We start from the raw sequence: 13980 nt of genomic DNA, 5'->3' as shown, positions 1-13980 counted from the left end.
CCTGATTTTTTTATTTCTTCTTCGCAGTCCGTTTTCCTCGTTTGAAGGAAGACGTTTCCCCTTTTTCGTCCTGTATCTTGATTAGTTCCAAACAACTTTGCAGGCTCAAATCCTGTGGAACGATATCTTTAGGAATCTTATAGTTATTGCCCTTATAAGTAATATAAGGTCCGTAACGACCATTCAGAATTTCCAACTCCGGTTCTTCTTCAAACTTCTTGATGTGGCGTTCGGCTTCCTTCTGGCGTTTTTCGAGAATCAGTTGTTCTGCCTCTTCCAAAGTGATTACCATCGGGTCCATTGTTTTCGGTAGTGATACATATACCTTATTATGCAAAACATAGGGACCGAAACGGCCGATACCTACACTGACTGTCTTTCCTTCATACTCGCCCAGTGTACGGGGAAGTTTGAATAATTCGAGAACTTCTTCCAAAGTGATGGTTTCTATGGACTGTCCTTTCTTCAATTGGGCAAACCGTGGCTTTTCTTCATCTTCTACCGTACCGATTTGTGCCATAGGACCGAAACGCCCAATCTTCACCGAAACAGGCTTGCCGCTTTCCGGGTCTTCTCCCAAGATGCGTTCGCCTACCTTGTGTTCTGTCTTGATAGCCAATGTGTTTTCTACCGCCGGATGGAATTTATCATAGAAAGTTTTCATGATGGAAGTCCATTGCACGCCGCCTTCCGCAATCTCGTCGAAATCTTTTTCCACACTTGCCGTAAAGTTGTAGTCCAGAATGTCCGGGAAGTATTCGGTCAGGAAGTCGTTTACCACTATACCCGTATCCGTAGGGAACAGCTTGGACTTTTCGGCACCGGTGATTTCGGAATGGTTCTCGTCCTTAATCTGATTGTCTTTCAGGATCATCACATTAAAGTTGCGTTCTTCTCCGTCCTTGTTTCCCTTTTCTACATATTCGCGCTGTTGGATGGTCGAGATGGTAGGTGCATACGTAGACGGACGTCCGATGCCCAACTCCTCCAACTTGCGTACCAGGCTGGCTTCCGTATAGCGTGGTGGGCGCTGGCTGAAACGTTCGGTGGCGATGATAGGGCCGTGTTCCAGTTTCTGTCCCTTTTTCAAAGGGGGCAACAAGCGGCTTTCATCTTCCTGCTCACTGTCATCGTCATAAGATTCACGGTAGACGCGTAAGAAGCCGTCGAACTTGATTACTTCGCCGACAGCAGTAAACACATCGCTGCTGCCACTTATCGTGATGGTTGCGGTTGTCTTTTCCAGTTCCGCGTCCGCCATCTGTGAGGCGATGGTACGTTTCCATATCAGTTCGTACAGTTTCTTTTCCTGTGGTGAGCCTTCTATGGTCTGGTTTTCCATATACGTTGGACGGATAGCCTCATGCGCTTCCTGTGCGCCTTTGGTCTTTGTCTCAAAATGGCGCGGATGCACATAGCGGTCGCCCATCATTTTGACGATGGCGTCTTTGCTGCCTATCGTTGCAAATTCCGACAGGTTGACGGAGTCCGTACGCATATAAGTGATGAATCCCGACTCGTACAGACGTTGTGCAAGCATCATGGTCTGTGCTACGGTATATCCCAGTTTACGGGCGGCTTCCTGTTGCAATGTAGACGTAGTGAACGGTGCGGGTGGCGTTTTCTTTACCGGACGGGTGGTAATATCTTCGATAGCAAAATTAGCTCCCTGGCAAGTTTCGAGGAAAGCCTTTGCCTCTTTTTTGGTTTTGATACGGCGCACTAGTTCGGCTTTCATTTCCACCGGTTTTCCGTCAGTGTCGGGCACCAGGAAAACGGCGACCACCCGGTAGGCCGCTTCCGATTTGAAAGCATGAATTTCGCGTTCGCGCTCTACAATCAGGCGGACGGTAACCGACTGTACGCGTCCTGCCGAAAGTGCCGGTTTCACTTTTCTCCAGAGTACGGGAGACAGCTCGAAACCTACGATGCGGTCCAGGATACGTCGTGCCTGCTGTGCATTCACGAGGTTGATGTCGATATCGCGTGGTTGTTCAATAGCTTTTAGAATAGCGTTTTTCGTAATTTCATGGAATACGATCCGTTTTGTGTTTTCCGGTTTCAGTTTTAAGACCTCATACAGATGCCAGGCGATAGCCTCTCCCTCGCGGTCCTCATCGGATGCGAGCCATACGGTTTCCGCCTCTTTCGCTTCTGCTTTCAGTGTGCTGACCAAAGCCTTTTTGTCTGCCGGAATTTCGTAGTTGGGCTTAAAATTCTTCTCTACGTCGATGCTGAAGTCTTTCTTCTTCAGGTCGCGTATGTGTCCGTAACTTGAAAGGACTTTAAAATCTTTCCCAAGAAACTTTTCAATCGTTTTTGCTTTTGCCGGAGACTCGACAATGACAAGGTTTTTCTGCATAATTCTTTCTTTTATAATGGCTTGTACCACAATATTCGGGGACAAAAGTAGAAAAAAAGATTCTCCCTACCTTATAATATAAGGAGAATCTAATGTTTTTTAGTAAAATCTTGAAAAATGATTCAGAAAGAATTCGTGTGGCAGCCTGTTGGGTTATCCCTTTATTTTTTTAGAACCGGAAGCTCAATCCTCCCAAGAAATTGAATCCCTGGGCAGGATAACCTATGTAGTATTGATACTTCTTGTTCAGCAGATTGTGTACCTGTGCATAGACCGATACTCCTTTGAATACATTGTAGCTGGCTCCGATATATAAGTCGTTCACGTCCGACATAGGAAAAGACACCGCTTCTTGCTTGCGTCCGATATAATCGTAGCCGATGTTGACCCGGAGAGCGGAAACTGGCTGAAGGCCCAGAGATACGGAAACTTCATTCTCGGGCTTTATGTTGAGCAGATATTCATCTCGGCTACTGCTCCAGTTGCGATAAGTATAGCGGGCTGCAACAGAAAGAATGTCTTTATAGTCGTAGGTAAATTCACCACCTGCATATACATTGCTGGTGTTTTCCTGTTGGAAAGCAAGTGTGTTGCCTATTGGACCGGTGCCGGAGATGCTTAGGTCTTGGCTGCTATACATTAAATCATTCTTCAGATTCTGATATCCTCCGAACAGGTGAAACCAAACCCCGGTATAGGGACTTGCCTTGAATCCGATGCTGGCGTTGACTTGTTCGTAAGTGTCGAAGGTACGACTGAGGATGGTGCTCGCTTCTGATAATGCCGGTATATAAGAGTCTGCATAAGGACAGATATTCTCCAGTCTGCGGAAATCATTCAGTTGCTTGCCGCCCGTCGCTTTTGCGTAAACCACATAGCTGTCGGAAAAGATATATTGTGCAGTAATATCCGGCGAGACACGGAAGGACTTGTCGAACCCAAAAGACAGGTCTACGTTGGCGCCGACGTGCAGTTTCCAGTCGTCGTTGTCCAACTCATAATATGGATTCAGGAGAAGCGTCGTATAGTTCTTGAAATACTCGTCTCCGGTAGAGACATCCTTTGGATATCCGCTATACAAGAGATTATTCATTTCCAGAGCGATAGTCACCGATTGCTGGTCACCGATAGCTCCCGTGACATCGCCTTTGGTGCGTATGATTGTTTCTTTAATAGCTGTATTGGCATCATTCCCATTGAGCATATTATGTTGACGTTCGTACATCAGCAGATTTGTTTCGGCATTGAAACGAAGCGGTGCAGTTTCGTCGATAAAATGAATACCGGCATGAAAGTCACCGGAAGTGAATTTCTGCTTACTGTTTACACTTCCCGGTTTGAAGTTGAAGTTGCTCAAGCCGAAGTTTCCGGCAATATTCAAATCCAATTTGTTGAATTGGTGTGTGTAATCCACATTAGCACGTGTGCGATAATAGAAAGCATTCCATTTCTCACCATCTGTAAAAGGAAGAGTCAATTTTCCGTCCATTCCGTCCATCTGGAAACGTACATTCAGTTTGTCTTTATCCGAGAGGCGGAATAAATAATTGGCAAGAACATCCAGATTGCCTAAATTGCCATATCCGGCGCGTACATATCCGGGAGTGCTGCCGGGCTGGACTTCTTTTCCGGTATAAGGATTCATCAGACCCGCCGGGACAGAAGTTGCCGGAAAGAAAGTCGTAGCATACTCTACCTCTTTCTTGCTTACCGTCGGTTCTTCCACTTTGGGCAGGACGTTTACTTTCGAAGCATCCATAATATCCGGGTTATATTCTTGTTCCACAACAACGGTACGATTCATGGTCGTATCCTTGGGCTGGGTAGTTTGGGCTTGAAGGTCGGACGGCATGGAAATCGCCAATGCAAGTCCGCCTATTATATAAAGAGAGTGTTTCATACTTTTCTATTTTTTAATTCTCAATTTTCACCTTTCAACTTAGCGAGTCTGCTTTCAATCATACTTGCTATATCATCGTTGCCCTGGTAATTCTGTTGCAGACTCAATAGATACTGGCGTGCGTCAAGGTCCTTACCCGTAGCAGCATATACATCGGACAAAAGGACGAAACTACGTGCCAGCCAATAGGCGTGCGGTGTGCTTTGTTCTATGTAGTTGAGCAGTTCCTTTTCCGCGGCAGCATATTCTTTCGCGTCATACAGCGACTGTGCAACCAGATATTTTGCTTCCGCTCCGTATGGATTACGGGTGTCTTTTGCCAGTTCGCGGAAGTCGTCCATTGCTTTCTTGTCCGCCTTTTGTTTGACATAAGCCTTGGCGCGATAATAAAGGGCTTCATTTCTCAGTTCAGGGCTGAGTTTAGGTTCAGCCAATAAGTCGGTAGCAGCATGGATGGTTTCAATATCATCCCTCAACAGGAAGGCGCAGCGGAGTATCCCTGTTTCAGCAAGCTGGCGACGTTCTACGTTGGTTGCTTTCTCTTTCAGCATCTTATAACTAGCCAGTGCTTCTGCTGTCTGTTGTTGGTTGAACTGCACTTCGGCACGCAGGATAAGGGCTTCTTCGGCAAACGGATTGTTCGGATATTCCAGTAATTTGCCGGAGTGGAGAAGAATCATATCATAGTTTTTCTGCTCGTTCCCAATCAGGCAAAGATAATAATGTGCATTCAAGCTGAAAGCCCCTTCCGGGAAAGTCTGCAAGTATTTGTTGAGACTTGTCTTGGCTTCTTCCATCCGTCCTCGCATATAAATCTTTTCAGCGGCGGCATAGGTCAGTGAATCCTGTTCGTTGGCGTCAAAGCGGATATGTCCCGGCATGGTATTTGCCAAAGCCGCAAATTCGTCTATACGGTTCAAGTCCACATAAATCGACTTTAAATCACGCATAGCCAGACGGGCTTCTTCACTACCCGGATATTTCTCGATGACCTGCTTGTAGGCTCCGATAGCTTGGTCGTAATCCTCTTTCTGATAATAGAGCAGTCCGATTTCTGTCGCAGCTTTCCGGCTGACCGGGCTTTCGGGGTATTTGTTCAGCAGTTCCTTGAAGGAAGTGATTGCCTGATTGTTATTGTCCATCAATACATAAGACCTCCCTTTTTCGTAAATCGCATTCACGGCATAAGGAGAAGCGGGATATTTTCCCACCAGGCGGTTCAGCAAAGTTATCTTGCCGGTATAGTCTCTCTGCAGGCCGGATACAAGAGCCAGTTGATAGAAAGAATAATCTCCGGAAGGAGTATTCATCTGTTCGGCTTGCGAATAATAATGTTTGGCTTCCTCGAAGTTGCGCACATGCAAGCGGCAGTCGCCGATACGGTTGTATGCATCGGCTAAAGCCGTTGTGTTTTCACCTTTTTCCTGTTGGACGTATTTTTGGAAGTAGTTGTTTGCTTGCGTATAGTCTTTCCGGTGGAAAGCGATATATCCCAGGTTATAATTGGCAAGCGCATACATTTCGTTATTGGGCTGGGTGGTCAGTTGCAGATAGGCGTTGAAGTCACGCGCTGCTTCCGTCATCCGGTTGAGGCGATAATAAGATTCTCCACACCAGTAGTAAGCATCTGCCTTGGTCTGACGGTTGTATTGCCCGATGGCAATGGATTGGTTCAGATATTTCAGAGCCTGTTCGAAGTCGGCGTTCGCAAAGGACTGTGTACCTAATTGGAACAGTATCTTCTGCTTGGCTTCCAGTATCTGTGCGCTTGGTTTGGCAATCCGGTCTATTGATTTCAAAGCCGCATCGTAGCTGCGGGTATTCATGTAAACTTCCACCAGATAGCTGCTGACTTTCTCTGCATAAGGAGAAGTCGGAAATTCGTTCAGGAACTTCTCGAAGGCGGTAACGGATTCACCGAAGGCGGAGAAAGAAGTCTCATGCAGGCAGAGAGCGTAGTTGTAGGCTGCCTGTTCCTTGATTTGCATATTGGCGTTGGACGCTGCCGCCTGTTCGAAAGCCATGCGGGCTTTGTTCTTTTCTGCCAGTTGCAGATAAGAGAGCCCCATATGCAGGTAGGCATTCTGTGTAAGCGCGTCATTGGTAGTTGTCACTTTACCGAGTGTCTCGGCTGCTTTTGAATAGACTTTCGTCTGATAGCAAGAAAGTCCCAGCATATAGAGGGCATCCCGGCGGGGAGCCGAATGGTCTTTATTTAAATATGCATTGAATGATTCTGCCGCTTTGTGATATTGGCCGAAGTGGTAATAAGCATCTCCGAGGATACGGTACATTTCCGCTGCATGTTCATTGTCCGGATAAGCCGACAGATAATTCTGTGCCACAATCTGTGCCTTATCATAGTTTTTGAGCTGTGCATAGATTTCAGCGATATAATAAGGTACGAGTGCTTTGTATTTCGAATCGTTTTGTAGCGGCAGGAAACCTTTCAGCGCTTCGTTATAGCGTTTCTGTGTGTAGCGGATATAAGAAACGTAGTAATCGCAATCTTTTGCATATTTGGGGCTGTTGGCGCGGAGAGTCTCAAACCAGATGGCTGCTTCTCTCAGGTTGTTCGTTTTCAGATAGCAGGTAGCCAATTGATAGGTGCGGTCGTCACGTTCTTCGCTGCTGAGCAAGTCGAGGTCGGTAGAATTGAAGAGCGCCATCGCTTCATTGTACTTTCCTTCGTAGAAATAGCAGGAAGCCAACAGTGAATAAATTCGATTGGCGTAAGGCGTATCGGGATAGCGGTCGAGATATTTGCGGAGCAATTCGATACGGTTCTTGTCATTTAACTCGTATGCCGAACTGACCAGCATATACTCCGCATCCTGAAGCAGGCTGGCTGTTGGCTTTTGTTTTATAAATGCCTTTAGTGCCGGCAGGGCGGCAGCGTAATTCTTTTCCAGGAAAAGTTCTTTTCCCTCTTTATAAAGGTTGTCAGTCGAGGTGAACTTATCACCTGTCTGGGCAAGTCCTATAATGGGTGCGCTGCAGATAGCCGCGCAAATGAGTCTGATAATTTCTTTTTTCATAATCGGGTATTTATGCAAAAGTACTACATATCTTCCAAAGACAATCCTTTGAAAGTTATTTTATAATCATTTAATTCTTTATGTAAAGTTTCGCTCTTCTTTTCCAACACGTTTCCCAACACGGAGATGCTTGTTCTTATGGGGTTTCTTTTTACCTCTCCGATTAGGGCGGTTTTGTTGAATCGGTTGAGGACTGTCAGGGCTATCGCTATTTCTGTCTTTCGGTCATAAAATTGCATACTACAGGCTTTATTCTTAATGGCGGCTAATTTGATGGCCATTAAACTAATGACGATTACAAAGATAATGAAAGTCATGCTATTCTTCTCATTTTGAGTGGTGTAATATAATTATTTAAGATTATGGACTGATTGTGTGCTTTGGTCTTAAATGGTCTTTTTAATAGGTTTTGGGCTAAACCCAACTTTTCATCAACTTCTCTGCTTTCAGCTTTCAGTTTCTTCTGTAATTATAGATTAGAGGCTTTGATGTGCGGGAACAAAGGTGTCAATCCATGAGAACAGAATCTCTGAACCGTGGGGAGAATTCGATATGCCGGGTGCTCGAAGAGGTATGGGCTGGGGGATAGAATATATGCATGCACGGCGCAGACATCAAGCTATTTAGTGGGTATATATATCCATTGTGGTGGCTATATATGTACAGCACGGTGGCAATATATATACAGCACGGTGAATCTATATGTCCAATATGTGGGTTATGTAGACATATATCAGGATAGATGTATGTGTTTAATTTATTTATTGATTTTGCAGCTTTTTGAGAAGCTGAAGGCAACTTTCTCTACTTTTTGTTGGGTGGGATAAAAGGTATCGAAAGAGCCTGCCCGGATTTAAAACTAAGTGCTACTTCTATCTGATTCGTCTACTTCATTTGTTAAAGTATTGTACTTCTTCTGTCTCGTTCTTGTACTTCACTCTCCCAGCTCTTGTACTTCACTTTCCCGGCTCTTGTATTATTCTACAATCCACCTTTCAATATTCCTTGTCCGACTGCCGAAGTTAATCCCTATCTTGAATAGCCTACGAGGGTCGGCTGCAAAAGGCTGCGCATAATTCTTTTCGTTTATTTGTCTGAGAGCTTCCTCGGCACTGCCTTCCAGTTTAAATTCCATTACATATATGAATTTATCTGTTTGTTTGCAACACGAGGTCAATACGACCTTGCGATGTGCGGTACTCTGCCTTTACATAGAAGCCGATAAGCTTGAAAACGATGAACAGTACATTCTGATAATGTAATTCCTGGTCGCGTATTAACTCATAGGGTGTATCGGCAAAGAAACTTTGCAAGCGGTGGAAGAAAGATTCATAATCGCCACTGCGTACTTCACGAACGAATTTCTGAATTTGAAAAGGTGATTCAACCTTATCTGTATTTGCATAGAAAGGCAACAGAAATTTCATAAATCCTTCTTCTACCTCGCGATTGGGAAAGCCTAACTGATAAGTAGCAAATTCCTGGTCAAATTTCTTTATAGTGAGATATCCACTTTGATAAATCACAGGAATAGGATTGGTCGAAGCCGAATCGACACTGTTCAGTATGTCCGCATCGGTTTCTACATGCGCCATACAGTGCAGGTCATAGTGATGGGCTTTTAATAATTCCACCAGATAAGTAGGTGTTCCGGTTTCAAACCAGTAACTACCGAACTTCATTTTGAAGAATGTATTAAGCACGCTGAACGGATTATATATGCCGACAGAATCTTCTACGAAATGACACCCATCGTAACACGTTCTTAATTCACGGCATACTTCTGTCCCTCAAAGAGTTCGCGCTTACCTTCAAAGTAGGCTTCGAGCGTAGACACCAACAAACTTTTCCCAAAGCGGCGCGGGCGGTTTAGGAAGAAGTAGCTGCCTGTCTTTACCATTTGATAGACTAAGGCAGTTTTGTCGATGTAGAAATATCCGTCTCTGCGAATCTTCTCAAAGTTCTGTATTCCGATGGGGTAAATCTTGCTCATGACCAGGATAGATTTAGAATTCTAATGCTACAAAGATACACCCTTTTCCGCTTAGAACGCAATTTGCATGCCGAAAGTTTAATGAAGCCTCCGGTTAGTTATGCTGGCTCAGAAACCGTATAAGTCCCCGCCGGACGGAGTCCAACCCGAAATCTTCCGGACGTATCTCCGATAAAGGCAGGAAGAAGGAATCCGCCACATCATCCATTGCCGAGAAATGGCTCATATCTTCTACGGTGCAAAGAAAGAACATATCAAGCGTGTGTACGGGAAACCCGGAGTAGATGTAAATATTGGGAAGTGAGAATTGATAAATGGCTTGCTTCACTTTCAATCCGGTTTCTTCCAATACTTCGCGGGCTACGCCTTCTTCTCCTGTTTCGTCCATGTCGATAAAGCCGCCGGGAAGGTCGAGCGTACCTTTGGCGGGCTCTTTGGCGCGTCGGCAGACTAGCAACTCGTTCTTTTCATTCAGAATCAGCGCCACGGTAGCGGCGGACGGGTTGAAATAATAGACAAAGCCGCAATCGGCACATTTCTTGGATTTTTCATTGTTGACCTCGAAATGTGAGGAACCACATTTGGGGCAATATTGGAATTGGTCGAGAGGATGTTTCATAATTCTTTTGCAGATACTGCATTTGGTTCTTTTCGATTACAAAAGTACCTAAAAAAGCAAAAACGACAAACTTTATGAGTGTATCGTTTTTGCCTGTTTTTCCTTTTTCCCTTAAAGAAGACGTTTCTTTGAATTATTTTACTTGGAACTTTTCTAAACTTTCTCCAACGAAAGGTGCTTTATTTGAATTAGTAACCAACATCGTACTGTGTATTTTATTATATCCGTATTGTTTGTTCCATACATCTTTGTTTGATCTTTGCAGCTTTTTGTTTTTTCACTACCTTTGAGCCGCTTAACATGAACCCCAAAAAATGAGAAACATGAAAAAGAATCTTTTATTAATTATTGCTATTCTATTTGTTTTTTCAGCACAGGCTCAGAACACGTTAAAATTGATGACCTACAATATCAAGAATGCAAACGGCATGGATGATGTCTGTAATTTCCAGCGTATAGCGAATGTGATAAACAACGCTTCTCCCGATGTGGTGGCTATACAGGAAGTGGACAGCATGACGAAGCGGAGCGGACAGAAGTATGTGTTGGGAGAAATTGCCGGGCGCACACAAATGCATGCCTACTTTGCACCTGCCATTGATTTTGATGGTGGAAAATACGGAATCGGATTACTGACCAGACAAGTTCCGGTACGCCTGCAAACTATCCCTTTACCGGGAAGAGAAGAAGAGCGTGCCCTGGTTCTCGCAGAATTTGAAGATTACATTTACTGTTGCACTCATATGTCGCTGACAGAAGAAGATCGAATGGAATCATTGAAGATTGTGAAATCGTTTACTACTCCTTATAAAAAGCCTCTTTTTCTGGCAGGAGACATGAATGCCGAACCGGAATCCGACTTTATTAAAGAACTGCAAAAGGATTTTCAGTTACTTTCCAATCCCAAACAGCATACTTATCCTGCTCCAGAGCCGAAGGAAACGATAGATTATATTGCGGCATTAAAATCCAATGCAAACGGTTTCGCTCTTATATCCGCACAGGTATTGAATGAGCCTATGGCTTCCGACCATCGCCCTATATTAGTAGAACTCCGAACTGCCGAAGAAGCAAACAAAATATTCCGCACGAAACCTTATTTGCAGAATCCGGTAGGCAATGGCATTACAGTGATGTGGGAAACTACCGTCCCTGCATATTGCTGGGTAGAATATGGAACGGACACTACTCAACTGAAACGTGCGCGTACAATCGTAGACGGACAGGTGGTTTGCAATAACTACTTGCACAAAATACGTATAGACGGTTTGCAACCCGGTCAGAAGTATTATTATCGTGTATGCTCACAGGAAATGCTGCTTTACCAGGCATATAAAAAGGTGTTCGGCAATACGGCACAGTCGTCTTTCAGTGAGTTCACGCTTCCGGCAACGGATACGGATTCTTTTACTGCCGTTGTTTTTAATGACCTGCATCAGCATACCAAAACTTTCCGTGCCCTGTGCAAACAAATACAGAATGTGGATTATGACTTCGTTGTTTTCAACGGTGACTGTGTAGACGATCCTGTCGATCATAATCAAGCGACTGCTTTTATCAGCGAACTGACAGAAGGTGTTCATGGCGACCGCATACCGACTTTCTTTATGCGCGGTAATCACGAAATCCGCAATGCATATTCTATTGGTTTGCGCGATCATTACGACTATGTAGGAGACAAGACTTACGGTTCTTTCAACTGGGGGGATACCCGTATTGTCATGTTGGACTGCGGAGAAGACAAACTGGACTCTCATTGGGTGTATTATGGTCTGAATGATTTTACTCAATTGCGTAATGAACAGGTCGATTTCCTGAAAAAAGAACTTTCTGCCAAAGAATTCAAGAAAGCGAAGAAACGTGTTCTTATTCACCATATTCCACTTTATGGCAATTCTGAAAAAAATCTTTGTGCCGACTTATGGACTAATTTATTAGAGAAGGCACCTTTCAATGTTAGCTTGAATGCACATACTCATAAATATGCTTTTCATCCGAAAGGTGAGTTAGGCAATAATTATCCGGTTGTTATCGGTGGAGGATATAAGATGGATAGTGCTACGGTGATGATTCTGGAGAAGAAGAAAGATAAGTTGCGGATTAAGGTACTGAATGTAGAAGGAAAAGTTTTATTGGATATTACAGTCTGAGCATTCATCCTATAAAACAGAAAAGCACAAGAGATACCGGTGGAGGTTAATCTTGTGCTTTTCTGTATGTAAGATACTGTTGATTGATATCGGTTTCTCTTTTAGAATTTTTCCCGTCCCATGTAGTATTCTGGTTTCTTTTCTTTTGGAATATGTACACACACACTGTGCTAGAGAAATTGTAGTCTTAATGATAATAGTGAGAGAAAAAGTAATAGACAAGTTTATATATAAATGCATTGTCTTTTTTATTTATTTGCTTGATAAATAGGTATATAAGTGTACGTTCATTCGTTTTGTATTTATGGAACTAACTCAATATTTGCCATTTGTTTACGGGAAAACCGTCTATTTTTGTATAAAATAGTAAAAAGAAATGTGATATGTATAAACTGCTTATTTCAATGGCTCTCTCGCCGCTTGTTGCGATGGGAGGGGAGAAGGTACATAAGCCTTCTATAAAACGTCCCAATATTATTCTGATTAATATGGATGATATGGGATATGGTGATTTGACTGTTACAGGTGCACAGGGGTATAGCACCCCCAATATTGATCATCTTTCTTTTGAGGGTGTCCGTTTTACTCAATTTTACAGTCCTTCTTCAGTCAGTTCTGCTTCAAGGGCTGGATTGATGACTGGATGTTATCCGAATCGGATTAGTATTTATGGAGCTATTAAGCCGGAAACTGGTATTGGCGTACATCCTGATGAAATTTTTATATCACAGATTGTCAAGAAAGTAGGTTATACAACTGCAATTGTGGGAAAATGGCATTTAGGTAGTGAGTTTGAGTATTTACCTTTGCAACGAGGGTTTGATGAATATTTCGGATTACCTTATTCGAATGATATGTGGCCTTATGGCTATTTGGTGCGTCCTGGGGAAGTGCCAACCGAGCGGGTGATGAAACGTCCGGAGTTGCCTCTTTATAATGGCAATAAAATCGAAAGGTATATCAAAACCATGGATGATCAAAACTCATTGACGGAACTTTATACTAAATATGCGGTTGATTTTATTCATCGACAGCGGAAAAAGCCTTTTTTTCTTTATTTTGCTCATACAATGGTACATGTTCCGTTGCCTGTTTCAGATAAATTTCGAGGCAAAAGCGAACAAGGGCTTTTTGGTGATGCAATGATGGAAGTGGACTGGAGTGTGGGGGAAGTCTTGAAAGCTGTTCGTGAAGCGGGTTTAGAAGAAAATACATTGGTTATATTTACATCCGATAATGGAGCTTGGATAAATTTTGGAATGAGGGCAGGTTCTACAGGTGGTCTGCGGGATGCAAAACATGTTACATATGAAGGTGGACAACGCGTGCCTTGTATTATGAAATGGCCGGCGCAGATTCCTGCCGGATGGATTTGTAATCAGTTGACTAGTGGCATTGATATTTTACCTACGATAACTGCAATTGTTGACGGACAACTACCAGAACGGAAAATTGACGGTGTGAATATCCTGTCGTTAATGCAAGGGGATAAAAGTTTTAAGCCTCATAACTATTTTTATTATTATGATCAAAAGAATCAATTGGATGCTGTACGAGACGAACGGTTCAAATTGGTCGAACCTCATCTTTATATTACTTATGATGGTACGTTACCTCACGATGACGGTACACCTGGACCGCGAACGAAAGCTTATACAGACTGGGCGCTTTATGATTTACGACGTGATCCTGGAGAACGATACGATGTTAAGAGTCTTTATCCTAAAGAAGTAGAGCGGTTGAAACAAGCTCTTGAGGTTATGCGTAAGCAATGCGGGGATAGTAATATGCATAGGAAGGGAAAGGAAGTTCGCCCCGCTGGAAAGATGCAATGATAAAATGAGGGTGTGTCGAAACGATGCATCCTCTTTTTTGTATAAACAAAGCCCCGACTTTCCCAAGCCAGGGCTTTGTCATG

General features: G+C 43.6%; 7 protein-coding genes and 1 pseudogene. 2 read left to right on the top strand and 6 right to left on the bottom strand.

Features of this window, described 5'->3' with window-relative positions; all coding sequences use genetic code 11:
- Positions 1-10: 10 nt before the first annotated feature.
- The 6 genes and pseudogenes from topA to NSB03_RS02190 form a co-directional block, all read right to left on the bottom strand.
- Complete coding sequence (gene topA, locus NSB03_RS02215) at positions 11-2362, bottom strand: type I DNA topoisomerase (RefSeq protein WP_024986342.1); 2352 nt, start codon at positions 2360-2362, stop codon at positions 11-13.
- Positions 2363-2531: 169 nt separating this feature from the next.
- Complete coding sequence (locus NSB03_RS02210; protein ID WP_024986341.1) at positions 2532-4262, bottom strand: TonB-dependent receptor; 1731 nt, start codon at positions 4260-4262, stop codon at positions 2532-2534.
- Positions 4263-4282: 20 nt separating this feature from the next.
- Positions 4283-7300, bottom strand: coding sequence for a tetratricopeptide repeat protein (locus tag NSB03_RS02205; protein ID WP_024986340.1), 3018 nt, complete (start codon positions 7298-7300; stop codon positions 4283-4285).
- A 23-nt stretch (positions 7301-7323) separates the two neighbouring features.
- Entirely contained in the window at positions 7324-7617 is a 294-nt protein-coding gene (locus NSB03_RS02200; RefSeq protein WP_024986339.1) for a hypothetical protein, read from the bottom strand.
- Between the two features lie 659 nt (positions 7618-8276).
- Positions 8277-9293: pseudogene (locus NSB03_RS02195) on the bottom strand (PD-(D/E)XK nuclease domain-containing protein).
- A 94-nt stretch (positions 9294-9387) separates the two neighbouring features.
- Complete coding sequence (locus NSB03_RS02190) at positions 9388-9912, bottom strand: NUDIX hydrolase (RefSeq protein WP_024986336.1); 525 nt, start codon at positions 9910-9912, stop codon at positions 9388-9390.
- A gap of 323 nt (positions 9913-10235) precedes the next feature.
- Here NSB03_RS02190 and NSB03_RS02185 point away from each other — a divergent pair, with 323 nt between their 5' ends.
- Positions 10236-12062 (top strand): endonuclease/exonuclease/phosphatase family protein, encoded by a 1827-nt coding sequence (locus NSB03_RS02185; RefSeq protein WP_257466187.1) that lies wholly within the window; start codon positions 10236-10238, stop codon positions 12060-12062.
- A gap of 383 nt (positions 12063-12445) precedes the next feature.
- Entirely contained in the window at positions 12446-13897 is a 1452-nt protein-coding gene (locus NSB03_RS02180; RefSeq protein WP_024986335.1) for a sulfatase family protein, read from the top strand.
- The last annotated feature ends 83 nt before the right edge of the window (positions 13898-13980 follow it).

It is taken from the genome of Bacteroides acidifaciens (assembly GCF_024623065.1).
Taxonomy (GTDB): Bacteria; Bacteroidota; Bacteroidia; order Bacteroidales; family Bacteroidaceae; genus Bacteroides; species Bacteroides acidifaciens.
Note: the sequence above shows the minus strand (reverse complement) of the source record. Positions and strands in the feature narration are given on the sequence as shown.